At 62.7% G+C, this 25,348-nt stretch carries 19 protein-coding genes; 7 read left to right on the plus strand and 12 right to left on the minus strand.

Features of this window, described 5'->3' with window-relative positions; all coding sequences use genetic code 11:
- Positions 1 to 56: 56 nt before the first annotated feature.
- The gene (locus ATN38_RS32975) at positions 57 to 881 is read right to left on the minus strand and encodes an Abi-alpha family protein (protein ID WP_054188052.1); all 825 of its coding nucleotides are present in this window, start codon (positions 879 to 881) and stop codon (positions 57 to 59) included.
- A 2-nt stretch (positions 882 to 883) separates the two neighbouring features.
- Positions 884 to 2,158, minus strand: coding sequence for a DUF445 domain-containing protein (locus tag ATN38_RS28040; protein ID WP_007734105.1), 1,275 nt, complete (start codon positions 2,156 to 2,158; stop codon positions 884 to 886).
- A 330-nt stretch (positions 2,159 to 2,488) separates the two neighbouring features.
- Between ATN38_RS28040 and thrS the strand changes: the two genes are divergently transcribed.
- Positions 2,489 to 3,709: a threonine--tRNA ligase gene (thrS, locus tag ATN38_RS28045; protein ID WP_218749125.1), complete on the plus strand. Its 1,221-nt coding sequence runs from the start codon at positions 2,489 to 2,491 to the stop codon at positions 3,707 to 3,709.
- Here thrS and ATN38_RS28050 read toward each other — a convergent pair.
- On the minus strand, positions 3,706 to 4,152 hold the full coding sequence (locus ATN38_RS28050; RefSeq protein ID WP_003945852.1) for a MarR family winged helix-turn-helix transcriptional regulator: 447 nt from the start codon (positions 4,150 to 4,152) through the stop codon (positions 3,706 to 3,708). The genes thrS and ATN38_RS28050 overlap by 4 nt on opposite strands.
- A 143-nt stretch (positions 4,153 to 4,295) precedes the next feature.
- On the opposite strand from ATN38_RS28050, the gene ATN38_RS28055 reads away from it, so the two are divergent.
- Positions 4,296 to 5,492 carry an MFS transporter gene (locus tag ATN38_RS28055; protein ID WP_020906161.1) on the plus strand — a complete coding sequence of 399 codons (1,197 nt, stop codon included), beginning with the start codon at positions 4,296 to 4,298 and terminating at the stop codon, positions 5,490 to 5,492.
- An 81-nt stretch (positions 5,493 to 5,573) separates the two neighbouring features.
- Here the strand turns inward: ATN38_RS28055 and ATN38_RS28060 are convergent, their stop codons facing one another.
- The 3 genes from ATN38_RS28060 to ATN38_RS28070 form a co-directional block, all read right to left on the minus strand.
- The gene (locus ATN38_RS28060) at positions 5,574 to 7,631 is read right to left on the minus strand and encodes a neutral/alkaline ceramidase (RefSeq protein ID WP_042449415.1); all 2,058 of its coding nucleotides are present in this window, start codon (positions 7,629 to 7,631) and stop codon (positions 5,574 to 5,576) included.
- 95 nt (positions 7,632 to 7,726) lie between these two features.
- Positions 7,727 to 8,455, minus strand: a complete 729-nt coding sequence (locus ATN38_RS28065) for an acetoacetate decarboxylase family protein (RefSeq protein WP_042920495.1) — start codon at positions 8,453 to 8,455, stop codon at positions 7,727 to 7,729.
- Positions 8,452 to 9,312 carry an SDR family oxidoreductase gene (locus ATN38_RS28070; RefSeq protein ID WP_064075148.1) on the minus strand — a complete coding sequence of 287 codons (861 nt, stop codon included), beginning with the start codon at positions 9,310 to 9,312 and terminating at the stop codon, positions 8,452 to 8,454. Before ATN38_RS28070 ends, ATN38_RS28065 begins: the two co-directional genes overlap by 4 nt.
- Before the next feature lie 139 nt (positions 9,313 to 9,451).
- On the opposite strand from ATN38_RS28070, the gene ATN38_RS28075 reads away from it, so the two are divergent.
- Entirely contained in the window at positions 9,452 to 10,657 is a 1,206-nt protein-coding gene (locus tag ATN38_RS28075; protein WP_007734124.1) for a cytochrome P450, read from the plus strand.
- On the opposite strand, the gene ATN38_RS28080 is transcribed toward ATN38_RS28075, so the two are convergent.
- Complete coding sequence (locus ATN38_RS28080; protein ID WP_003945598.1) at positions 10,646 to 11,080, minus strand: cupin; 435 nt, start codon at positions 11,078 to 11,080, stop codon at positions 10,646 to 10,648. The genes ATN38_RS28075 and ATN38_RS28080 overlap by 12 nt on opposite strands.
- A 399-nt stretch (positions 11,081 to 11,479) precedes the next feature.
- A complete protein-coding gene (locus ATN38_RS28085; protein WP_042920492.1) occupies positions 11,480 to 12,424 on the minus strand; it encodes an alpha/beta fold hydrolase in 945 nt (314 codons plus the stop codon).
- 118 nt (positions 12,425 to 12,542) lie between these two features.
- Between ATN38_RS28085 and ATN38_RS28090 the strand changes: the two genes are divergently transcribed.
- Positions 12,543 to 13,142 (plus strand): TetR/AcrR family transcriptional regulator, encoded by a 600-nt coding sequence (locus tag ATN38_RS28090; protein WP_031332839.1) that lies wholly within the window; start codon positions 12,543 to 12,545, stop codon positions 13,140 to 13,142.
- Positions 13,143 to 13,154: 12 nt separating this feature from the next.
- Here the strand turns inward: ATN38_RS28090 and ATN38_RS28095 are convergent, their stop codons facing one another.
- The 4 genes from ATN38_RS28095 to ATN38_RS28110 all read right to left on the minus strand — a co-directional run bounded on the left by ATN38_RS28095 (position 13,155) and on the right by ATN38_RS28110 (position 16,770).
- Positions 13,155 to 14,237, minus strand: a complete 1,083-nt coding sequence (locus ATN38_RS28095; protein WP_058039310.1) for an ABC transporter substrate-binding protein — start codon at positions 14,235 to 14,237, stop codon at positions 13,155 to 13,157.
- Between the two features lie 78 nt (positions 14,238 to 14,315).
- Positions 14,316 to 15,113, minus strand: coding sequence for an ABC transporter permease (locus tag ATN38_RS28100; RefSeq protein WP_218749126.1), 798 nt, complete (start codon positions 15,111 to 15,113; stop codon positions 14,316 to 14,318).
- Positions 15,110 to 15,940, minus strand: a complete 831-nt coding sequence (locus tag ATN38_RS28105; protein ID WP_003945560.1) for an ABC transporter permease — start codon at positions 15,938 to 15,940, stop codon at positions 15,110 to 15,112. The genes ATN38_RS28100 and ATN38_RS28105 overlap by 4 nt, the downstream gene beginning before the upstream one ends.
- Positions 15,937 to 16,770 carry an ABC transporter ATP-binding protein gene (locus ATN38_RS28110; protein WP_003945415.1) on the minus strand — a complete coding sequence of 278 codons (834 nt, stop codon included), beginning with the start codon at positions 16,768 to 16,770 and terminating at the stop codon, positions 15,937 to 15,939. The genes ATN38_RS28105 and ATN38_RS28110 overlap by 4 nt, the downstream gene beginning before the upstream one ends.
- Before the next feature lie 97 nt (positions 16,771 to 16,867).
- Between ATN38_RS28110 and recC the strand changes: the two genes are divergently transcribed.
- From recC to recD, 3 genes are read left to right on the plus strand one after another with little or no spacing between them, the layout of a single operon-like run.
- A complete protein-coding gene (gene recC, locus ATN38_RS28115; RefSeq protein ID WP_218749127.1) occupies positions 16,868 to 20,149 on the plus strand; it encodes an exodeoxyribonuclease V subunit gamma in 3,282 nt (1,093 codons plus the stop codon).
- A 3-nt stretch (positions 20,150 to 20,152) separates the two neighbouring features.
- Positions 20,153 to 23,470, plus strand: a complete 3,318-nt coding sequence (locus ATN38_RS28120) for a UvrD-helicase domain-containing protein (protein ID WP_218749133.1) — start codon at positions 20,153 to 20,155, stop codon at positions 23,468 to 23,470.
- Positions 23,467 to 25,335 (plus strand): exodeoxyribonuclease V subunit alpha, encoded by a 1,869-nt coding sequence (gene recD / locus ATN38_RS28125; RefSeq protein WP_069146985.1) that lies wholly within the window; start codon positions 23,467 to 23,469, stop codon positions 25,333 to 25,335. The genes ATN38_RS28120 and recD overlap by 4 nt, the downstream gene beginning before the upstream one ends.
- Positions 25,336 to 25,348: the final 13 nt, after the last annotated feature.

A 25,348-nucleotide genomic window follows, 5' to 3' on the forward strand; every position in this document is an offset into this window, starting at 1 on the left:
CCTGTGCGCCTTTTTGGTAGCGGTAACTACCAAAAAGGCGCACAGGGCCGGAGGCCCTACAGAGAAAAACAGGTATGACAGAAGTCGTCACCGAACGGCGTCAACAGGATGCTACGACGCACTATCTTGTTCGATCGGCCGGCGCGCTTGACCGCCTCGATCACCGATGGCTGCACCTCGACCACCTGGTACCGGTCGGCCTCGACGGGCTCGCGTGAGAATGCCACCAAACCGAGCCGATGCAGGTTGTTCAGGTACGCGCTGATGCGGTCCAGATGACGACAGCCTGCCAGTTCTCCGATCATCGACAGACCCTCGTCGATCATCTCCGAGCCGACACCGAACGGCCGCGCCGTGCGTACGTCCACGCTCGGTTGCGCACCGGAGGTGGCCAACAGCCGAAGAATTCGAGCTTCGTCGGGTGCGATCTCGTCAAGGATCCGGTCGTAGGCCGGGTGCAGATCGTCGCGATCGGTCACGTCCGCGGAACGGTCCAGCAACCTGTCGCCGCGTGCCCGCAGCGCCGCGAGAGTGGCCTCGACGCTCTGCTTGCGATTGGTACGAGTTGCCATTGCTGCCCGTAGGTTCTCGGTCCGCGAGCCGTCTCCGTTGGTGTTCTCGGCCCGACGTTCGGATTGAACATTGGCCGATTCAGCGGCCTCTGCCGCGGCTTCGGCGGCAGCCTGAACGATCTGCCGCGTCGCCTCCTTCGCTGTTCCGAAAGCCCACCCTGTCAGCTTGATCGACGTGAGCGTCGTCGTGGCGGTCAGCCCGACGAGGCTACGGATCAGACGCTTTTCGACGGATTCGACCGGCGTGATGTCCGCAGCCCAGTCGTACGATTCCGCTTCGACGATCATGCGATGGTCGTGCTCACTCATGCTCATACTCCGAATATTGCGAGGTGTAGGAAACCGGCAAACGAGCCCAGCACGGCCCCGTGTACGAACAACAGCCACTCGTCCTGCTTGACGGCTGAGCGTAGTAGTTCGCTGAAATCTTCCGGTGAAAGGATGCTCATGCGTTCGGTGACGAAGACACGAATCTTCTCCGACTGGTTCTCGGCGAACTCCGCGTCCTCGAAGACCCGGGGGTACAGGTCGAGCACTTCGGTGGTGGCCAGGCCGGGCAGACGCTTGTAGCTCTGCGAACCGACTGTCATCTTGACCACTGACTTTGCCCAGCCGGCTGCGTCGTCGACGGATTCGCGCAGTACCTGATCGAGCATCCGCCGCGTTCGGTCCGAGCGGGGACCTTCGAGGAGTTCGGTGCCGATGTTCTCGAGCGTTACGACGTGATCGGCGAGGGTTTTTGCGTACCCGGCGATGATCTCGGTGCGGCGTTTCAGGAAGAGTCCCTGCCGCCACGGCACCCAACGGCTGGGGGTGATCGGTTCGAAGATCATCGTGATGCCGAGGTAGTTCACGATGTATCCGATGATCACACCGCCGATGGGAAGCACCCACCACTGCGGAACCAGGTGGAGGATCCCGACGAGCACGAAGCCCATCGGGAAGCCGAAGTAGAAGCCGAAGTTCTGCATGAACCTGAGCTCTTTGTTGCCCATCGTGCGGAAGATGTCGTTGAGCAGTTTGGGGTGCGAAGAGAGGTAGCGGATCACCATCAGCTTCGCGTCGATGAACTCGTCGATGTCCTCTTCGATGCGGTCGGTGATCATGCGCACGCTGGCCGGCAGATCGTCCTCCACTTTGCGGAAGACGGCTTCCTTCACCGACGTCGGAAGGTTGTGCCAGAGCTGAGGATTCTCGGCCGTCATGATTCTGGTGACCACACCGCGCACTTCACTGCGCGAGATGTTCACCAAGTGCTCGGCGATGCTGTCCGGGTCCAGAACGCGGTAGAAGTCGGCGATGCTGCCGACTTTCGCGAGGGATTTGTCGACGGCGATCGACGCCATCTTCTCCGCCCTCGAGGGGACGATGCCTTGCCAGCCGAATCGGCCGTCGCTCGTGATCGCCGGGATCACCTGGACGCGCCGGGGGAGGAACGGGAAGAGCAGTTTGAGGCCGGGCACTTTGATCCCGTGGAAGTTGATCGGCGCAAACAGCATCAGGACGCCCGACCAATTGGTGATGTACCCGATGATTCCCGTGAACAAAGGAATGGTGATCAACTGTTCGAGCAAGTGGTCCGGCACCGTCGCACATCCTCCTCATATCCGAGAACCTCACGTTCGGACATGATTGCCGAAACTTCGCTCTTCGTGGGTGTTTCGTTGGCTACTGCTGCGCCTTCCCAGTTGCGTCAGCATAGAGGCCCGACAATTCGGGCTGTAGGTGGGTAGGAAGTTGATGTAACCTCACGTACATGGTCAGTATTGCGCACAACACGACGACGCCGGTTCTCTTCCGGCGCATCGTTTAGCAACTGCTGACCGAACCCTTTCAGCCCCGGGAGTTATCGCCCCGGGGCTTTCCTGTTTCGTCGCTCCGTGTGCGTCTCCCCTTGAACGATTCGGAGAGCTCTCATGAGCGTTGACCACCGCGAACTCGGGCGCGACCTGGAGTTTTTCGCCACCACCCCCACCGTCGGGGCCGGCCTCCCACTCTGGTTACCGGACGGCGCGATCATCAGGAACGAACTCGAAAAGCTCGCCGCCGAACAAGCAGCGCGATCCGGATGCCGGGGTGTCTATACCCCCGTTATGGCGAAGAAAGAGTTGTACGAGAGATCTGGGCATTGGTCCAAGTTCTCGGACGACATGTTTCCCGAAATGAAGATAGGCGGAGAGTCATTTCTCCTTCGTCCGGCTAACTGTCCCCATCACGCTCAGGTATTCGCCGCTCGCGGTCGTAGTTATCGCGAGCTACCTTTCCGCGTTCGTGAACTCGGCTCGATGTTCCGTAGCGAACTCTCCGGAGTTCTCAGCGGATTGAGTCGAGTCTGGCAGATCAATCTCGACGACGCACATGTCTTCTGTAGTCGTGAACAAGTGCAAGCGGAAGTGATAGTCGCGCTCGACGCGATCGAGCGCTGCTACTCGACTCTGGGGATTGCCGAACGGAAGTACCGCCTCTCGATCAGAGGGGGAGAGGGGCAGTACCTCGGCACCGACGAGCAGTGGGCGGACGCCGAGGATCACCTTCGCGGGGCGCTGAATGAACGCTCGATCGAGTACGTGGAAGCGAAGGGGGAGGCAGCGTTCTACGGTCCCAAGATCGACGTCCAGGTGCGAGACGCGCACGGCCGCGAGGAAACACTCTCGACCGTGCAACTCGACTTCAATCAACCGGAGCGGTTCGACCTCGAGTACACCGCTGAGGACGGATCCAAGGCTCGCCCCGTCATGATCCATCGGGGCTTGCTCGGATCGATGGAACGCATGACTGCGCTTTTGATCGAAAGGTTCGAAGGGCGGATGCCGCCGTGGCTGGCACCCAACCAAGTCTCGATTCTGCCCGTCGGCGACCGGCACCAGGTTGAGGCCGAGCGTTTGCGGGCCGATCTCGAGGCTCGCGATGTTCGAGTGGCGATCGCGCCTGACGGATCGTTGGGACGTCGCATCCGCGAGGCACGCACTCACCGTGACCCGTACATCGCGGTGATCGGAGACAACGAGGTGCACGGCGGCACCGTCGACGTTCTGGTCCCCGCGCGTGGTGGGCGGGTGGTCGTCGATGCGAGTGTGTTTGTCGCTCAGGTGGTCTCGGGCATCAAAGAGCGTGCCCTGCTTCCGGCAGACTTCTAGCCGACGGGAAGCTCGTGGAGGGCGCGCACCAGTGGCGCGAGTTCGGGTGTCTTGCATGCCTCGTCGAGTGCGGCTTCGAGGGTGGCGTCGTGCGTCGGCCGTGCGCTTTCGAGAAGCTCGCGGCCGGCCGGCGTCAGCTCGGTGTAGATGCCTCGACGGTCGTCGGCGCACAGGATGCGCGTCAATAGTCCTCGATCTTCGAGTCGATTGACCAAGCGCGTCGTGGCGCTGCTGCTCAGTGCGGCAGCGCGAGCCAACTGAGCCATCCGCATGTGCCAGCCATCCTGGCGGCTCAGTGCGTCGAGCACGGTGTATTCGACGACGGACAGTTTGTGCTCACGCTGGAGCGCGCGTTCCAGTTCGGTGTCGAGGGCGCCGTGCAGTGCTGCGAGCGTGCGCCACCCTTGCGAACGGATTTCGACGGCGTCGTCGGCGATCCCCATGTGATTCTCCTTGTCCGTTTCCTGCGCCTCCAGGTTACCAGCTTGCGCATGTAGCGCGCGCGTGCAACTATTTATAGCGCGCCTGCAACTAATGCACACGCCCGCTAACGGCTTACGCGTAAATCTGTGAAAGGAACATCGAGATGCCATTGGGTCTCATTGCCCTCGCTATGGGCGGGTTCGGGATCGGCCTCACCGAATTTGTCATCATGGGCCTCCTGCCCGAGGTCTCGGCTGATTTCGAGGTCACCGAGTCCGTCGCGGGCTACCTGATCTCGGGCTACGCACTGTCGGTGGCGATCGGCGCGATCCTCCTGACCGCTGCCGTCACCCGCTTCGAGCGCAAGAAGGTCCTTCTCTCGCTCATGGTGCTGTTCATCATCGGCAACCTGATGTCCGCGCTCGCTCCCTCCTACGAGGTCATGATGGGCGGACGCATCGTCGCGGCGCTGTGCCACGGTGCGTTCTTCGGAATCGGCTCGGTGGTTGCCGCCGACATGGTCGCGCCCAACAAGCGCGCCGGCGCCATCGCGATGATGTTCGCGGGCCTGACCATCGCCAACGTTCTCGGCGTTCCGTTCGGCACGCTGCTGGGCCAGCAACTCGGATGGCGCTCGACGTTCTGGGCCATCACCGTTATCGGCGTCATCGCCCTGATCGGAATTGCAGCACTCGTCCCGACGACACCCGCCAGCACGACCGGCGGCGGATTGCGCGGAGAGTTGGGGGCGTTCCGCAACAAGCAGGTATGGCTCTCGATCATCATCACCATCCTCGGCTACGGCGGAATGTTCGGAGCGTTCACCTACATCGCCTTCACCCTCACCGAGGTGACCGGCTTCGCGACGTCCAGCGTTCCGTGGCTGCTCATCCTCTTCGGCTCGGGCCTGTTCGTCGGCAACTTCCTCGGCGCCAAGGCGGCCGACCGTTCGCTCACGAAGGCGCTGGTCTGGATTCTCGCGATCCTGACCGTCGTTCTGATCGTGTTCGCCGCCACCGCGGAGAGCAAGGTCATGACTGTGATCTCGCTGTTCTTCATGGGCGCCTTCGGTTTTGCGACGGTACCCGGGTTGCAGATGCGGATCATGAACTACGCGTCGGCCGCACCGACCATGGCATCGGGTGCCAACATCGCCGCCTTCAACGTCGGCAATGCGCTCGGGGCGTGGCTGGGCGGAATCACCATCGCCGCGGGACTCGGCTTCACCTCCCCGATCTGGATGGGGGCGGCGGTCACCGTCGCCGGTCTGCTGGTCCTGATCGTCGCGGCGAAGATCGACCGCCCGGCAGCGTCAGAGCAGTCGACGATGAGCACCTCGCTGTACCCGACCGCCGCCTGAACCTGGCCATTGCGCTCTGACCCCATCGCGTGAACGTATCGCTCCCCTTGTCCAACAAGGGGAGCGATACGTTCACGCGGGTCAGGTGAGACGGAATTCGGCGGTCACCCCGGAGAAAGGCGTGATCGCGCCGCTACCCCGAGCCTTCGACGCACCGAAGTGTTGGACTCGATACGTACCCGCCGGAGTATCGGCCGGAACATCCCACGTGATGCGCACGACGGAACCGTTGCTCCCGACCCGGCGCCAGTGCAGTTTGGTGGACCAGTCGTTGTCGTCGGCGACCCGTGTCCAGGATCCGCCGGTATTGCGCTGGATCTCGTAGAAGGTCCCGTTTCGGTGAGTGTCGTTCTTGGGGTGGCCGGTGACGAACTCGACGGCAACCTGCCCACCCGGTGAGGTGTCGCCGGGTTGGACGGTTGCGTCGCCGAATTGTGTTCCCGGCAAGGGCTCGTCGAAGTCGACGCCAGGTCCGAAGCTGGGTTGGAACCCGGACAGGTCGGCCGGAGCGGGGCCGCGAGGAGGTTCGGTGCCGTCGCGCATCGCGGCTGCAAGGGCGGCATACCCCTGCTGATAGGCCGGCAGTGTGTAACGACCGAACATCGTCGAACCGCCCTCGTACTGCTGCGAATCGTATTCCTGTGGTGTGGTGCAGTAGCTCGAGTACGAGTTCGCGTATCCCTGGAAGATGACGTTCTCGAGGGGAACCCCAAGCTCCTCGGCGACGGTTCGACGCACTCGTAATCCGGAGACGATGGTGAATTCCGCAGGGCCACCGACGATGTAGAACTGACCGATCCGCAGGATCTGGATCTTGAGTACGTTCGGCACCCATCCTCCCGGTGGCAGCAGGCCGACCGGAACGACTACGAGTTTGGGCGCCTGTGCATCCTGAAGCCATTGAGGCACAGGAGCATCCATACCGCCCAGGGCGTCGATCATGGGGTTTCGGGTGCCCTCGGGGAAGATCGGGATTGCCGGTCCGTCCTCGACGCTTCCGGCGCTCATTGCCGCGCCGATCGCGGCCGGAGCGGTGCGGTGCTCGCGTCCGTCGGGGGTGAATCTTCCGCTCACCACCTGATTTGCCATGTCCAGGTACATGATCCGACTGTCGACGCCACCGGTGACGGTGTCGGACGCCGCGTCGAAGGCAGTTCGAGCTGCCGCTACCTGGCGCAGCCCGATGATGCGTGCGTTCTCGAATTCGTCTTCGGTCGGTCCGCGTCCGGGCTCGAGGAAGAGGTTGGGTGACATGTCGCCGCTGTTGGTCTGCGGAAACGCAGCAATGAAGCTGGTGTCGCCGTCGAGGTAGCGCACGCCCTGGTCGTCGTGCTCCCAGAAGTACGCCGCGGCGCCCTTGTTGTCCCCGGAGATGAGATGGTTCTCGTTCGTGAGCGAGGCGCAGTGGGTGGCGAACCAGTTGATCGCCCCGATGTCCTTGCTGCCCCGACTGATCCGCATGACACGCATGTGGTGGTCGTTGCCACCGGGGTAGTAGGCCTTGTCCTCTTCGGGATTGAGATCGAACGCCACTCGCGATCGGTTGACGCTGGCATCGGTGAGATCGGACCGCCCGAAACGGACCGTGCCTGGCGCCAGGTTCTCGTGCGCAGCGCTGATCGCCTCGACCATGCCGTTGACCTCGGCTTCGAACACCTGCAGTTCGAAGCCGAGAACTGCGAGGTTGTACGCGTAGTTGTGCGAGGCCCCACCACATGCCGCGTGTGAATGGATGGCCGTCAACATGACGTTGCGTTCGGTGTAGATGTCACCGAACCTCCCGGCCAGTCGGCGCAGGACCTCGTCGTGAACGGACTGGAAGATCATGCAGTTGTCGACGCACACGTAGGCGACCCGCGACCCGCCGGACTCGAAGATGAAGGCGCGTGCGCGCATTCGCTGGTGCAGGCCTTCGGCGCGTTGATCGAAGCTCGAGTAGCCCATCATGCCGACTTCGGCGACCGGTCCGGTCACGTCGGAAATTCCGACGCCCACCTGCAGTGACGCCGACGACTTGTCGGTGCGTGCGGGTGAAACGGTGCGTGCCGGCGAAGCTGCGACGGCCTGGTTCGTCGACAGAGCGGCGAGCGCAGGTGCGGCGGCAGCGCCTGCCAGTACGGTGCGTCGGGTGATCTGCACGAGTGTCCTTTCGGGCGGTCTGACGCGAGTTGGTCAACCGTCCAGGAGTGTAGCCCGAGTCACACGTGACCGAAAGGGGTGCCGTCGGCCGACACTCAGATTGTTGTGGCCTCCCCGAACGTCATCGCCAGGTTCTTGATGGTCGTGGTCATCAGGGCCCGGCGGGGGAGTCCCAGTTTCCGAAGCTCCGCCGCCATCGGGTGACTGCCCAGTTGAACCTCGGCTCCACCAGGGCGCGATTTGACGCCGGTCGGTGCCATGTCCCACGACGTGCACCTGGTGGCGCCGTCGAGATGTGAGTACGCGGCCAACGACATGTTGGCTCCGCCGCCCGGCACGCTGACGCCGGATTTCACACTCAACTGTGTGATGAGTTTGCCGTCGCGAGAGACCGATCCGCGCTTGACCGAGCCGACGTGCTCGGTGTCGAACTCGGCGAGCACCTTCGGGAATCCCCAGATTTCCCGGCCGGCGGCCTTGGTGAACTCGCCGTCCACCGGCAACTCGTGAATGAGTGCCCCTGCAGTTCCGGCAGCGAGCGAACGTAGATCTCCCAGCACCGAGGTTTCGGGAGGCGCAGTGTGGCTGCGCACCATGTACGTCACTCCGAATTCGTTGTACGGCCCCAGATCCCCGTCGATGTAGTCGACAAAAACCAGGCCGCACAGCGCCCGGCCAGGACGGTACTGGAGCACGGTCAAGCCGGTGTAATCGATGATCGACTGCGCGGTTGTGCTCGGTACCGAGTACAACGCCATGAAGGCAGACGCGGTGCGAACTTCGACGGGCATCTCGACCCTCTTGCCCAGAATCGTGTAGCTCATGGCGCTACCACCCCACGGAGTCCGTCGGAGCCGTAGACGGGTTCGAGCATCGAGCGGAAATCCGGTCCGCGGCGCAGCATTTGGCCTCCGTCGACGTTGATGATCTGCCCGGTGATCCAGGTGGATTGCGGTCCGAGTAGGAAAGAAGCGAGTCCGGCGACGTCCTCGACCTCGCCGACGCGTTCGAGCGGCGTGTTGGCCAGGTAGTCGTCCAGGATGGGGCCACCGTCGGTGATGAGCGCGACCAGATCCGTTCGGGTCAGACCCGGCCGGATCGCATTGACACGAATGTTGCTGGCGCCCAGTTCGTCTGCCGCCAATTGCACCAGGTGGTCGACGCCGGACTTCGAGACGCCGTACGCGCCGAACCAGCGATGTGTGTTGCTGCTGGCGATCGACGAGATCGCGACGATGGATCCACCGCCTCCTGCCACCAGTGCCCGCGCGCCGTGCTTGATCGTCAGCATGGTCCCCGTGACGTTGAGGTCGACGGTGCGGCGCCAGGCGTCGACGTCGAGTTGCGTGACCGGTGCGATGGTTTCGTTCCCGCCGGCGCAGGCCACGACTCCGTCGAGCTTTCCGGTGACGGACACCGCCGCGGCGACAGCGGCGACGACGTCTGTCTCGATCGTGACGTCGGCGGGGGAGACGCTGACCGATCCTGCGGCAGTCGCCTGCCGGATCGATTCGGCGGCAGCATCGAGTTTCTCCTTGTTGCGTCCGCAGATCGTGACGTGAGCGCCGGACGCAACGAGCGAACGAGCGATGCCCAGGCCGATGCCACTACCGCCGCCGGTCACCAGTATCGATGTGCCGGTGAAAGTGGGTATGCCCGCTGAGGCGGTGTCGTCGTCCATGCGTGTCTCCTGGTCGTTGCTCCGGCGGGCTCGCGTGCTGCTTCTGGAGGTTTTCCGGTCCGGCTTCGGTGAAAACGCCCCACGCTATATAGGAACAGGTTCTACTTATTGAGGCAAGGGTTGTGCGAGAGGTGGAGTGATGGCTACCAGACCGACCTTCGATTTGATCGACGGACGCTTCTACAGCGGAGACCTCGGGAATGTGCGCGACGCATACGCCTGGATGCGTGATCACGAGCCCGTGTACCGAGACGACGCCAACGGAATCACCGCGGCCGCGAGTTACGACGCCGTCGTCGCAGCCGAGCGGGATCCCGAACTGTTCTCCAACGCCGGTGGCATCCGCCCCGAAACCGGTCCATTGCCGCAGATGATCGACATGGACGACCCGCAGCACCTCACACGTCGACGCTTGGTCAATGCGGGTTTCACACGTAAGAAGGTCGAAGCCAAGGCCGGCCGTATCCGGGAGATCTGCGATCAACTGATCGACGCCGTCTGTGAGAAAGGAGAAGCCGACTTCGTCGCAGACCTGGCGGCACCGCTGCCGATGGCCGTCATCGGCGACATGTTGGGTGTCCGTCCGGAGGAACGCGCGTTGTTTCTGCGGTGGTCGGACGATCTGGTGAAGGCATTGGGAAGCAACGCTTCCCAGGATCAACTGCAGGCCATGATGGTTGCGTACGTCGATTTCACCGCGTACATGATGCGAACCATTGCCGAGCGGAGGAGCGACCCGGCCGACGATTTGGTGAGCACGTTGATTCACAGTGCGGTCGACGGCGAAGCCCTCTCCGATCAGGAAATCGTCAACGAATCCCTGCTGATCCTGATCGGCGGTGACGAGACCACACGGCACGTGCTCAGCGGCGGCATGGAACAGCTACTGCGCCATCCGGACCAGCGCCGGGAGCTAGTCGACGATCCCGATGCCATTCCCTTGGCAATGGAGGAGATGCTGCGGTGGTCGTCGCCGATCAAGAACATGGCTCGAACTCTGACCCGTGACACCGATTTCTTCGGTGCGCAACTGAAGGCGGGTGAGAAGATGCTGCTGCTCTTCGAATCGGCAAATTTCGACGAGTCCGTGTTCCTGAACGCCGAACGGTTCGATGTCGGCCGCACACCGAATCCGCACGTGGCCTTCGGCTTCGGAACTCATTTCTGTCTGGGCAATCAGCTGGCCAGGTTGGAGGGACGGATCATGTTCGAGCAACTCTTCGCCAGGCTGCCGGACATGGAACTTGCCACCGACGCGCCGTTGCAGCGGCGTGCGGCCAACTTCGTGTCCGGGCTCGAATCGATGCCGGTGCGGTTTAACTCTTCTGCCCCGTCAGCCGGGTAGTTGGCAGTTAGGAGGCGCAGCATCTTCGGAGAGGGGGCTGCCCGCCGGATTGACGTAGACGACCTCGAGCACCAATGGTGTTGTCTGCGAGTTGTTTCCGATGTGCACATGATCTGAACCGCTCGGTTCGATCAAAGTATTTCCGGCGCTGTAGATCCCGTCGACGGAGCAATCGGATCGGTAGTGGCTCAACGTGCCCTGCGCGATCAGCGCGTAGAGCGTCCCGTCGTGGAAGTGCCAACCGGTGGAACCACCGGGGTCGATGGTGATCTGGCGCAGGATGTAGTCCTTGCCGTCGAAAGTCACCTGCCCGAGGATTTCACCGTGTACTCCAGTGCTCGGTGTTGCCGACGCATTGATCGGCGTCAGCGACAATCCGATCGCTGCGGACACTGCAAGCAGAACCTGATGGCGTTTACGCATGAGCGGCCCTCCCAGACGGATGTGCTCCTGAGTGTCCTCCGACAGTGTCCGATTTATCCCGGTTTTCGTGGATCTTGCAGGGTGAAGGCAGAGGTATGCCCTTGAGAGGCGGTTACGCTCGTGTCATGCAGCAAGTCGCGACGAGGCGCCGGAGCCAGCCGCCGCCTGCGCGCTTCATGTTCGAGGCATTGATCGATCCGTACCGCCAGCCCGACCCGACGCCGTCATCCGATTCGACATCGAGGCGGTCGGAAACAGCACGATGCTGCGTTGGACGCTCTTCTTGGACGATCCTATACCGCCCGAGGCAGAGGTTGTCAGCATGCGAAAGCGGCTCAACACCTTGATAAATGCGAATCTCAGGTTCAACTTCGGCCAATAAGTTGGATCACTGCCGCATTACTTGGTGTCGACTCGGCCGATCGGGTCGGCGTTGTCGCTGAATGCGGCCCGGGCCGCTGGCCAGCTGGTCTCATCGATGCGCAACGCGGTCCGAAGGTAGGCAGTACTCATCCGTTGGATGGCGGCGACCCGCTCTGGGTTCTCGTCAGTGGTCTCGGCGACTTCGTATCCGACGATTCCGCCGAGTGCGTGCTCGGCACCGTAGAAGGTCAGGAGGTCGGTGGCTCCGGGGCTGTGCGTGTAGGCGTCGGTGAACCAGTCAGGTCCGCGGCTGGACATCTTGGACTGGTCGTGGTCGCCCGCGACGACGAGTGTCGGCGTCGTCAGTTCCTGGAACGAGGGGCGCATGAACGGGAAGTTCGCCTGCGCGAACGGATGCAGGTTCTCGCCGCCGAGACCGGTTGCCGCGAAAAGGATTCCCGCGGTGACGCGACTGTCGGACATGTCCTGGCCGACCTGGCCGGCCTCGTCGAAGATCCTTGCTCCGAGGAGTGACTGAGCGGTTTGCCCGCCCCAGGAGTGACCAGTGGCGGCAACTCGACTGCGGTCGATGCGGCCGGCAAGCCCGGGCACGGCAAATTCGATGGTGTCGAGCTGATCAAGGATGCGTGTGAGATCCGCGATTCTCTCGGTCCAGATCGTCGGGAAAACCGGGTGGTCGAACCCGAAACCGTTCCGGCGCGAGTCCAGATGTGTCGGCTGGATCACCACGAATCCGTGGGATGCCCAGAATGCCGTGAGTGGCGAGTATCCATCGAGGTTCCAGCCGTTGCCGTGGGAGAACACCACAACGGGGAGGTTCGTGCCTGCTGCCGGAGCAGACACACGTACTTCCAGCGGGACAGGTCGATCGGGGGCGAACAACTCGACGGGGGCAACGGAGACGACCGGGGTGCCGGCGCCGATGATGCCGTTCAGAGTGTCGATCATTGATGAGGTCATGGCAAGTTCCTTGCTGAGGCTGCACCCTGCGATACTGTTTATCGGAGCGTCGCTCCGCAACATTACGGAGCGTTGTTCCGTAATGCAAACATATGTTGTGAGTCAGCGAGGAGTGCACATGGCTGATGCCCAGGACGAGCAGTCGCGCGTCGCGTCTCCCAAGCAAGTCGGTCGCCCACGTCGAAGCGAGCAGGCGCTGCTCGACGCGGCGGCAGCAGTGTTCGTGGAGTCCGGAGTCGACGCTCCGGTGCGGGAGATTGCGGCGAAGGCCGGCGTCGGCATGGGGACGATCTACCGCCACTTCCCGACGCGTCCCGAGTTGGTGGTCGCCGTATACCGACACCAAGTCGAGGCGTGTGCGGACGCGGGCCCACAGATGCTCGCGGAGAGTGCAACGCCCGAGGCGGCTTTGCGGGCATGGGTGGCTTTGTTCGTGGAGTTCCTGGTAACCAAGCATGGGCTCGCCGGTGCACTGCAAGGAGACAGCGCCGGGTCCGACGCTCTGCATACCTACTTCGTCGACCGCCTCGTCCCGGTATGTGACTCCCTCCTCGCGGCAGCGCTCGAGTCCGTTGGCACTGCTTCGCGGGTCGATGCGTACAACGTGCTCAAAGGCATCGGGAACCTTTGTATCGGTGCTGGGTCCGATGACCGGTACAAGGCCGAGGTCCTTGTACAGCTATTCATCTCGGGCGTACTCGCGCGGGAGGTTCGCTGACGCTCGGCTCAGTCAGATCAACTCCGGATTCTCGGCGTACACCTCCTCGAGGATCGACATGTCGAACAGTTGCTCCGCCGTAATCTCCAGCCCCGCTTTCGACAGTGCCGCGATGTTCTGTTCGATCAGTTGGGGTGTCATCGTGAACAACCCGTTGGCTTTGGTATCTGCCGACACCACCAGATCATTCTGTGCGGTGGCTTCCTTGATCTGCTCTTCGAGTTCGAGGTTCTGGTCCTTGCCGTAGACCTCGACGGCAAGCCGTGCCGACTCTGCCGGATCGGCGACCGCATCCTTCCATCCTTGGATCTCGGCCTTCAGGAATGCCTTGAGTTTGTCCCTCTCGTTGTCGATGGTGGACTGGAGAACCGTGAACGATTCGGCGACCAACGGCAGGTTGTAGTCCGCGAAGAGGAAGTGGGCGTTGGGGAAACCTTTGGCGGCCAGTGTGATCGGCTCGTTGGTCACGTAGGAGACCCAGCCGTCCACCTCGCCGTTCGCCAAGGGGCTCGGATCGAACTGCGCGGGCACGATCGTCATCTGGCTTTCGGTCAGGCCGTTTGCTGCCAGGAGAGCTCCGAAGACGAGCTGATTGGAATCCTGGACGCCGATCTTCTTGCCGATCATGTCCTGTGGTGAGTTGATCGGTGCCGCAGCGGAACTGACAATCGCAAACGGGTTCTTCTGGAATGTCGCACCGACGATCTTTGCCTCCAGTCCGTCGAGTACGGCGGGGGCTGTGAGCTGCGGTGCGGACATTCCGATCCACACCTTACCGGTGTCCAAGCCGGCTTCGACGCCGGTGCCGGCTGCGCCGCCTGCCACCAGGTCGACATTTCCGAAGCCGGCATTCTTGTAGTACCCCTTGTCGAGAGCGAAGTACTCACCGGCGAACTCGATGTTCTTGATCCAGGACAACTGCACTGCAACTGTTCCGAATTCGGAACCGTCGTCCGTGGTTCCGCCACTCGAACTGCTGGAGTCACTGCTACACGCGAGCAATGACGCACTACCGGCGACTGCGATGCCGGTCAGCGCGGAGTAGCGGAAGAAGGCCCTGCGGTCCAGCTGGCGGACGGGCTTGAATGGCGTCATGAATCGGAACACTAGGGCCAGTCGGTTTCGTTCAGTTTGCTTGGGAGAGAGAGTTTGTTGAGGTCGTGTTAACAGATGTCACGACTTGCCCGCCGAAGGACCGAAACGAGACAGAGCGATGCTTTCGAAGATCCCGACCACGGCGTAGAGGACGATCGACACCACGGTGATCACCACGATAGATGCCCACAATTCGTTGTACTGGTAGCGCGGAATGGCTTTGATCATGCTCGAACCCAAGCCTTGGCCGCTACCGAGCCATTCGCCGATCAGTGCTCCGATCAAGGCGCCGGGTACGGATACTCGTGCAGCGGCGAACACAGCCGGAAGTGCGGACGGTACGGACACCATTCGCAATGCGGTCCAACGACTCCCGCCGTACGCAGCGATGAGGTCTTGTGCCTGAGCTGGAGCGGCGCGCAGACCGACCATGATCATGACCAGGGCCGGAAAGAACACCACTATCGCAACCATGACCGTCACACCCACGATTCCGCGGCCGAATATCGGGACGATGATCGGGGTCATCGCAACGAGAGGAACAGATCGTAGAAGCATTGCAACGGGCATGAAAGTCTGTTCGACAGTGCGGGAAACGACGAAGATCGATGCCACCACGAGCGCGGCAGTCATTCCGACGGCAAAGCCGACACCGGCGTCGCGCAGAGTGATGAACAGGTTGTCGATGATGCCCGAACGAGCGTCGGCGGATTTTGGGCCGGAGAACAGGTACTCCCAGACGTCGGCCGGCGTCTTTCCCACACGCGGGCCGACCTGGGGGAAGGCGTTGAGGAAGACCACCCAGATGACAAGCAACAGCGCCGAGGCGATGGCAATCGGGGCGAGGAATCTCAATGTTCCTCGTACCGCGGTCATTTCTGTGCTCCCGGAGCGCTCGTCCACGGGGTGACGAGCCGGGCGATCGCTGCGACGACGGCGTACCCCAGACCGGCGAGCAAGGCGGCGGCGATAGCCATTCCCCACGTTCGCGGGACGTTGTACGACGTCTGAGCGGCCGTTAGTGCGACGCCGATCCCGCTGTCCACCCCGCCGAGATACTCGCCGAGAATTGCACCCAGTACGGCCGAAGGTGCAGCAATCTTGAGGGCAGCAAAGGTGCTCGGAAGTGCGCTCACAAGTTGAACTTTGGTGAACTTCTGCCAACGCCCACCGCCGTAGGCGGCGACGAGATCGAGGCTCGTCTTGTCTGCCGATCTCAGGCCTGCGAGTGTGCCGACCATCGTGGTGAAGAAGCAGTACATTGCGGCGAGAAAGATTGTGGGGGTCCGGCCGCCGAAGACGACCAGGATGATTGGGCCAAGCGCCAAAAGCGGTGTGCAGTAGCTCAGGATCGCCAGTTGTGTGGCCAATCCCTCGATGGGCGGAATGAGAACGACAAGCACGGCAAGCGTGATCGCCAGCAGGTTTCCCCAGAGAAAGCCCTGCAGCGCACCGGAAGCCGTGACGGTGAAATTGGGTCCGTACAGCGACCAACCGTCGTCGAACATCGTCGAGACAACCACCCACGGCGTCGGAATCGTGCCTCCCGCAACACCGGCCGCCGCCAGAATCCACCAGAGAGCGATCAGTCCGCAGATGCCGACTGCACCACCGAACCACGTCGGACGCTTCAATCGGATCCGGCGCGGCACAGATGGCTGCGCCGCCGCGGTCGCGACGTTCTCGATATCGGTAATTGTCATGCGACGCCTGCTTTTCCGAAGAGCAGTCCGGAGAGGTAGTCGTGGATCTCGTGGAACTCGGGTGTACGCATCATCTCGGGTGTACGCGGGCGCGGCAGGTCGATCGGCACGACTTCGAGGACGCGTCCGGGCCGCGGCGTCATGACGGCAACGACGTCGGAGAGGAACACGGCTTCGGCGATTCCGTGAGTCACCATCAACGTGGTCGCCGGTTTCTCGGTCCAGATCCTGAGCAATTCGATGTTGAGCCGTTGACGGGTCATGTCGTCCAGCGCGCCGAAGGGTTCGTCGAGTAGCAGGACACTCGGCTTGACCACGAGCGATCGCGCGATTGACACACGCTGACGCATACCGCCGGATAATTGAGCGGGCTTGGCCTTCTCGAATCCTTCGAGGCCGACGAGCGCGATCAGGTCGGCGATCAGGTCGGGGTCAGGATCGATGCCGGCAACCTGAAGGGGCAGTTTGATGTTGGAGGCCACTGTTCGCCACGGCAGCAAAGCCGAATCCTGGAAGGCGATTCCGAGTTCGCGGCGCTTGCGTAACTCGGCGGGCGACTGCCCGTTGACAAGGGCCGTTCCCGACGTCGGACTATCGAGGCCCGCAAGGATGCGGAGAACGGTGGACTTCCCGCATCCGGACGGCCCGAGCAGAGACAGGAAAGAGCCTTCGCTGGTTTGAAGGGACACGTCGGTCAGCGCGGTCACCGACCGACGACCCATCTCGAAGGTCTTGCCGAGGCCGGAGATGTCGAGACCGGTTCCAGCGGGGCGAGGTGTGGTGACGGGACTGGTCATTCCCGCACAGTACGAACGTCCGGTTGCGGTCATGTTGCCTGCGCGTCACCGCTGCGTGAGGCTGGTTCGGCGTCTCCTGTCACAGCGCCGTGGTGAGATGGACGTCTGGACGGAGTGAGGGGAGCGAAGATTGCTGAAGTTGTACCGGGCCGAGCGTTCGGACACCTTGGTCTCGGCGTTGGCCACGCTCCTCCGTACCCCGCTGTCGGATCCATTCGCCAGGGAAACTGTTGCGGTGCCGGCCAAGGGCGTCGAGCGTTGGCTCAATCAGCGGCTGTCCTCCCAGCTAGGCACGTCCGGACCGTCAGCAGTGGACGGAATTTCTGCGAACATCGCGTTTCCTTCACCCGCGCGCCTGGTCGCGGAGTCCGTGGCCGCGGTCAGTGGAATCACGGCTGACGACGACCCATGGTCGCCGACGCGATTGGTGTGGACGGTTCTCGATGTGATCGACGAGTCCCTCGGCGAGCCCTGGTGCGGAGTCCTGGCGAAACATCTCGAAGGCCATCGTGAAGGTCGACGGTTTGCCTCCGCCACACATGTCACCGAACTCTTCCGCAGTTATGCCGCGCAACGCCCGCAGATGCTGATCGACTGGGCCGCCGGGTGGTTGACCGACGGACACGGATTGGCGCTGTCGGAGGATTTCGAATGGCAGGCACGTCTGTGGTGCATCGTCGCGGACAAGATCGACGTTCCGGGGCCCGCAGAGCGACTGGGGCAAGTGAGCCGCGCGCTGGTCGAGGACCCGGCCTTGGTCGACCTACCGGAACGTCTGTCGGTCTTCGGGCCGACCCGGCTGCCGGTCGATCAGCGAATGATCTTGAGCGCACTCAGTGCGAATCGGGACGTGCACATCTGGCTCCCGCATCCCAGCCCCGCGCTGTGGACCAAGATGAGCTCGCGCATGCAGCCTCGAAGTGAGAGCACGATCCGACGTTCGGAAGACGGGTCAGCGCTGATATCCGCCAATCCGTTGCTGTCGAGTCTTGCTCGCGACGTTCGTGAACTTCAGATCAGCCTCGGTGCCGCCGAGTTCGAGTCGGTGCATCTTCCCGAACCAGCCGGCCCGAAATCCCTCCTGGCGACGGTCAAAGCCGACGTCATCGCAGATCGTGCTCCCAGCGTTGCAGCGGAACCGGATGGGACAGTTCAGGTCCACGCTTGCCACGGGCCGGCACGGCAGGTCGAGGTGCTCCGCGAATGCTTGCTCCGATTGTTCGAGGACGACCCGACATTGCAGCCACGCGACGTACTCGTGATGTGCCCGGACGTCGAAACGTACGCACCCTTGGTTCGTGCTGCATTCGGGCAAGGCGTCCATGGCCACCCCGGGCATCTTCTTCGAGTAAGGCTGGCAGACCGCGGATTACGTCAGACCAATCCAGTCCTGGCCATTCTCGGCTCTCTCCTCGAATTGGCCGACGGCCGGGCCACAGCCAGTGAGGTTCTCGACCTGGCCGCGACCGAGCCTGTCCGCACACGTTTTTCGTGGGGCGACGACGAGTTGGAAAGACTGCGGGAATGGACGACGGAAGCGGGTGCTCGCTGGGGAATCGGTAGTCGGCAGCGTGCCACGTTCGGCCTCGACGCATTTCCGCAGAACACCTTCAACACCGCCATGGACCGAATCTTGTTGGGGGTCAGCGCGGACGAATCGGAAAATGCCTGGTTGGATCTCGCGCTACCACTCGATGACGTGGACGGCACAGACATCGACCTGACTGGACGTTTCGCAGAGTTCGTCGATCGCCTGGCCGTCTCGCTTCGCGATCTTGCCGGCCCACATTCACCGGCCGAATGGCTTCGTGTGCTGATGCGGGCCCTGGATCTGCTGACCGACACAGCGCCCGCAGATTCCTGGCAGAGCGCGGGGGCCCACCGCGAACTGGTAGCTGCTGTCGAATTCGGCGGAGAGACGGTGTTACGTCTGGCCGATGTTCGCGCGATGCTCTCGCGCAGCCTCGCGGGCAGACCGACGCGTGCCAACTTCCGAACCGGCGAACTGACGGTGTGCACGATGGTTCCGATGCGTTCGGTACCGCATCGCGTGGTCGTGCTGATCGGACTCGACGACGAGGTGTTCCCTCGAACCGGTGGAGTCGACGGCGACGACATCTTGTCCCGTGATCCCGTTGTGGGGGAGCGTGATCTGCGCAGTGAAGACCGGCAACTGCTTCTCGATGCCGTGATGTCTGCGGGCGAACATCTGATTCTGTTGTATACCGGTGCCGATCCGGTCACCGGTGTCGTCAGACCACCGGCGATCCCCCTCAGTGGCCTTCTCGACGTACTCAGTGCGACGGTGGGTCCGGAAGCGATCAACGGAGTGCTGACACGGCATCCGTTGCAATCGTTCGACAATCGAAACTTCGCGCCGAACAAGCCGTTCAGCTTCGACACGGCAGCGCTGGCCGGTGCGAGGGCTGCCTCCGGAACACCGGTCGAATTGCCGACAGTCTTGTCGGCCGAGCTACCCGAGGTGCATCCGAAGGAAGTGAACCTCGCAGACTTGGTGAACTTCCTGGTACATCCCGCGCGTGGTTTTCTGCGCCAACGCCTCGGCGTCCGGGTACCGGAACTCGACGACGACATCGCGGATTCGCTGGCAACCGAGCTCGATCCACTGTCCACCTGGGCTCTGGGTGACCGAATGCTTCTCTCGCGCTTGGCTGGACGCAGCTCGGCGGATTTCCGTGCAGCCGAGTGGCGCCGCGGTACTTTGCCGCCCTACAACCTGGGCGCCACGGTTCTGGGCAACGTCGAGTGGGTGGTAGACCAACTTGCCGGTCTTGCATTGCCACACCTCGAGGGCGACTCCGAGGCTGTCGACGTCGACATCGACCTCGGTGACGGGCGTCGTCTCACCGGAACGGTAACCGGTGTGCACGGCAATTCAGTGGTGGGAGCGTCGTATTCCTCACTGGCGCCTAAACATCGGATGACGGCCTGGATAAACCTGCTCGCCTTGAAAGCGCACGGACGACCCGGTGCGCTCGATGCAGTCTCGATCGGACGGGGTCGGGGAAAGATCGCAGCGGCACGGTCGGTGCTCGATGCGCCAGGCAATGCGGTCGAGATCCTGCAGCAACTGGTGGACCTACGCGAGCGGGGGCTGCAGCGTCCGTTGCCGATGTGGGCCGCTACTTCAGCCGAATATGCGCGCCGACGCTTTGGTGGCGAGTCGGTCGACGATGCGACAAACGGTGCGGACACCCAGTGGACCGGGCAGTACGGCGAGATGATCGATCCAAGCAACGCTTACGTTTTCGGAGAAGCTCGAACACTGGCGGAGTTGGCTGCGGATCCGCCGTCGGACGACGAATTCGTCTGGGCCGAGGAACCGACTCGATTCGGAGTTCTCGCCCGACGACTGTGGGATCCGTTGCTGACCAACGAAAGAGCGGAGTAACCCGTGGACTTCGATCTATTGGGGCCACTGCCTACCGGCACTACGGTGTTGGAAGCGAGCGCCGGAACTGGCAAGACCTACGCGATCGTCGGACTCGCGACCCGTTGTGTTGCCGAAGGTCTCGCCGACATATCGCAAGTTCTGCTGGTGACATTCAGTAGGGCCGCCACTCAGGAACTTCGTGAGCGTGCCAGGGAGAGGTTCGCGGGAGTGTCCGCCGCTCTGGTCGACCCGGAGGCGGCGAGGCGGTCGGATGATGATCTGGTGGCGTACCTCGCCACAGCTGACGACGAGGAGATCGGCGTGCGGCGTCGCCGACTCCTGCGCGCTCTCGCGGAGTTCGACGCCGGCACCATCACGACCACCCACAGTTTCTGTCAGAGGATGCTCGACGGGCTGGGCATCGCCGGGGAACGTGAACCGGACACAACTTTTGTGGAGTCGGTCGACGACCTGATCAGTGAGGTCGTCTCGGATTTGTACCTCAGCCGCTACAGCCGGACGGACTCGTCTCCACCGTTCTCCACGAAGGACGCGCTGGCCATCGCCCGAAGCGCAGTCGGCGATGGTCAGGCAATTCTCGAACCCGACGGCGAGGAGGAGACCGCACCCGGTCAGCGCGTCCTCTTCGCGGCTGCTGCTCGCCTCGAGGTCGAACGACGTAAGCGGACCAAAGGAATTCGCGACTTCAACGATCTGCTGACGCTGTTGCACGGTGTATTGACGGATCCGGAATACGGTCCCGTCGCGTGTCGTCGGGTGCGCGAAAAGTTCAAGGTTGTGTTGATCGACGAGTTCCAGGACACCGATCCGTTGCAGTGGGACATTCTGCGGTTGGCCTTCCACGGACACACCACCCTGGTCCTGGTCGGTGATCCCAAACAAGCCATCTATGCGTTCCGCGGGGCAGAAGTCCTGAGTTATCTCGATGCGGTCGATCAGGCGGATGCGCACCAGGAGTTGACCACCAATTGGCGTAGCGACCCAGGGTTGTTGGCGGCACTCGAACACCTCTACGGTGGTGCCGCACTCGGCAACGAAGGCATCGTCGCGCATTCAGTGGAGGCTTCGCACAAGAACTCTCGGTTGTTCGGCCCGGTGCCGATGCGTGTACGCCATCTGCCCCGTACCGGAGCCGGACCGCTCAATCGTTCGGGATTTCCGGCCGTAGGCAGACTTCGCAGTCGCGTCGCGGACGACGTCGCAGCAGACGTGGTCGCGCTCCTGGGCGGCGATGCCCGCTTGGCAGTCGACGGTGATCCACGCCCGGTCGAACCAGGAGACGTCGCGGTGTTGGTGCGCACCCACAAGCACGTGGCGATGATCCGCGATGCTCTCGATGCCGTCGGTGTACCTTCCGTATTGACCGGAGGGTCCAGTGTTTTCGCGACACCCAGTGCGACCCAGTGGCTGTGGCTGTTGCAGGCGATCGAGCAGCCCCATCGCTCCGATCGTGTCCGGTTGACGGCCCTCTCGCCGATTTTCGGGCGCACCTCCGAAGAACTGGACAAGGACGGCGACAACGTCGTTGCAGAACTTGCAGGTCAACTGCGCTCCTATTCCGGGCTGTTCGCACGCGTCGGGTTTGCGGCTGTGTTCGAAAGAATCTCTGCCGAAACAAATCTGGAGAAGCGTGTACTCGCGGCCCCGTCCGGCGAACGAGATTTCACCGATCTGCGGCACGTCGCACAACTCCTCGGTCGCGTCGCGACCGAGGAAGCGTTCGGGTTGAGCGCACTGGTTCGCTGGCTTTCCGATCGGATCAAGGACCCGACGTCCGGGAGCGCCACCGATCGAAGCCGCCGCCTCGACAGTGACGCTGCCGCAGTGCAAATCGCTACGGTGCATGCCACCAAAGGGCTTGAGTTCCCGATCGTCTACGTCCCGTTCAGTTGGGAGAGCGTTGGCGGCTTCAACTCGCCGACGCAGCTGTTGCACGACCCGGAGGGACGCCGCATCCTCGACGTCGGCGGGCAGGAAGGCCCGGGGTACAACGCCAGAAAGACTGTTGCGGAGGCCGAAGAAGCGGGCGAAGAACTGCGGCTGCTGTACGTGGCGCTGACCCGGGCGCAGTGCCAACTCGTGCTCTGGTGGGCACCCAGCTACGGGACCTCCCGCTCGCCGCTGCACCGGTTGATGCTCGGACGTACACCCGGCATCGCCGAACCTGCTCGGGTAGTGAAGGTGCTCGACGACGGTACAACCGCAGCACGGCTCGCAACCTGGCCGGCAGCAGCGTCCGACGTGATCTCGGTGGAACCTGTTGGTCCCCATCCGCCCTCGCCCGTCCACTGGTCCAGAGCGGCTGCGGACGTGACCGAACTGGCCGCGGCGCGTTTCGATCGAGACCTGGACACTCTGTGGCGTCGTACGTCGTACTCGGCACTCACCGCCGGAGCGCACCACGCGGTCACGACCACGGGCAGTGAGGTCGAGGATCCCGAAAAAGACGACGAGCCAGAGGATTCCGTAGACCTCGGGAGCATTACCCCCTCGCCCCTGGAGGCGTTCCCTTCACCCATGAACGGACTTCCCGCGGGCGCCGCATTCGGCACGCTGGTGCATGAGGTGCTCGAGGTGGTGGACACGGCTGTGGCAGATCTGAGAGCGGAACTCGGGATGCGTTGCGCCGAGGCGGTCTCGGTACGGGCGGCCGAGGTCGACTCCGAAGCACTCGCGGATGCGCTGTATCTGGTGATGCAGACTCCCTTGGGATTCGGAACCTTGGCCACGATCGCGCCGAAAGATCGTCTTCCCGAACTCGATTTCGAACTCCCACTGGCCGGTGGCGACGATCCGGTGTCGATGAGTGTCACACTCCGCGGAGTATCGGAACTGTTGAGGCGCCACCTTTCCTCCGACGACATTCTGGCGTCGTACGCCGACTATCTGGACCGTGTCGAGACGTCACCGATGCGCGGATTCCTGACGGGCAGTATCGACGCAGTCTTGCGGATCCCGGGCCCGTCGTTCGTGATCGTCGATTACAAGACCAACCGGATCGGTCGCGGCGATCTGACGGCTGCCAACTACACGCGTGAACTCATGGCGACGGAGATGATGCGCTCGCACTATCCGCTGCAGGCACTGCTGTATTCGGTTGCACTGCATCGGTATCTGCGGTGGCGCCTGCCCGACTACGATCCGCACCGTCATCTCGGGGGCGCGCAGTATCAATTCGTGCGTGGGATGCTCGGCCCGGACAGCCCGCCGGAATGCGGTGTCTTCGAATGGAAACCGCCTGCTCAGCTGACGGTTGAACTATCGGATCTGCTGGCCGGTCTTGATGCGTCCCACACAGTAGGGGAGAAGATTCGATGACCGAGGCGCAATTGGCGCAGCGCGCCAAAGGGATCGTGCGAATCTTCAACGAAGCCGGGGTTCTGGTTGCCGCCGATGTTCATGTCGCGACGAGAGTGTGCAGCCTGGGCGGTGAAACTTCCGAAGAAGTGATGCTGGCCGCGGCGTTGGCAGTTCGGGCCGTGCGATCAGGTTCGGTGTGCCTCGATCTACGACGGATGCGTGATGTGAGCGTCGACAATGCGACGGAGGAGGAACTTACGTCGTTGCCGTGGCCCGAACCGTCGGAGATCGTTGCCGCCCTTCGGCTGAGCCCTCTGGTGATCGGCGGAAACGCCGGACCTCTCAGACCGCTCCGGTTGGTCGACACGGACGACGGTGAACTCCTCTACCTCGATCGATATTTTCTGCAGGAGCAGACGATTCGGCGAGTGCTCGACGAGCGGGCGTCCACGTGGCCGCCCGCCGACCTGAAAGCGGTCCGATCGCGGCTGGATTCGCTGTTCGTCGACGAGAACGGGCCGACCATCGCGCCGGATCGTCAACGGATAGCAGCTGCTCTCGCCGCGACACAGTGGACCACCGTCATCGCCGGTGGGCCCGGAACCGGCAAAACCCATACGGTCGCACGTATTCTCGCTCTCCTGTCGGAGGAATTGGGTTCGAATGCTCGCATCGGTCTGGCCGCACCGACGGGTAAAGCCGCAGCACGGCTGCAGGAGTCCGTACGTGAGCAGACCGCGAGCCTTGGCCTTCCCGAAGAACTCGCGGCCATGACCCTGCACCGCCTACTCGGTTGGCAGCGGGGGAGTTCGAGTCGTTTCAAATACAATGCGACCAACAGACTTCCCTACGATGTGGTCGTCGTCGACGAGACGTCGATGGTCTCCCTCACGTTGATGGCGCGCCTGCTCGAAGCCGTTCGCCCCGATGCCCGGCTACTGCTCGTCGGCGATCCCGATCAGTTGACCTCAGTCGACGCGGGCGCTGTTCTTGCTGATCTTGTCGCCCGCCCGGTAAAGGTCAGTGGAAATCCGACGCTGACACAGTTGGTGGGTGACGATCTCACGGCCACTGGTTCCGAAGAGGCATTGAGTGCGGATGAACAGGATCGTCTGCGGGGCGGGATCATTCAACTCTCACGCGGGCGCCGCTTCGACGGAACCATCGCGTCGTTGGCCAGGGCAGTTCGAGCGGGAGATTCCGCTGAGGTTCTGCGTATCCTGCGCAGCGGTGATCCAGCCGTCTCCTTCCATTCGCCCGAGGATGTTGACGCATTGCGCGCCGACATCGTTGCGAGTTCAGAGGTGGTGACGGCGTCGGCCGAGGTGGGTGATGCGATCGGCGCGCTGAAAGGCTTGGAATCGCACCGCCTTCTGTGCGCCCACCGTGACGGACCGTACGGTGTCGGGAGGTGGGCGCAGCAGGCGATGGAGTGGGTCGGCACGGCATCAGGGCAGTTTCTTGACCCGACGCGGTGGTATCCGGGCCAACCCCTGTTGGTGACGGCCAACGACTACGAGGCGAAGATCTACAACGGGGATGCCGGGGTGATCGTGCAGCGTGAGGATGGCGTGCCTATTGCCGCATTCCAGCGGGGCAGTGATGCGTTTCTGATTCACCCGAGCCAACTCTCGTCGGTCCAGACGGTTTACGCGATGACGATTCACCGGAGCCAGGGCAGCCAGTACGACACCGTATCGGTGATGTTGCCGGCCGAGGCGTCGTCACTGCTGACTCGGGAGTTGTTGTACACGGCGATCACTCGCGCCAGAAACCATGTGAGAGTAATCGGCACCGAGGATTCCGTGAGGGCGGGAGTGCAGCGACAGGTACTCAGGGCAAGTGGGCTGCGTCGTGAGATCCGTCCGTACGACGGGCCGTGAAAGTCGGATGTTG

The organism is Rhodococcus sp. FH8 (genome assembly GCF_019266085.1).
Classification (GTDB): Bacteria; Actinomycetota; Actinomycetes; order Mycobacteriales; family Mycobacteriaceae; genus Rhodococcus_F; species Rhodococcus_F qingshengii.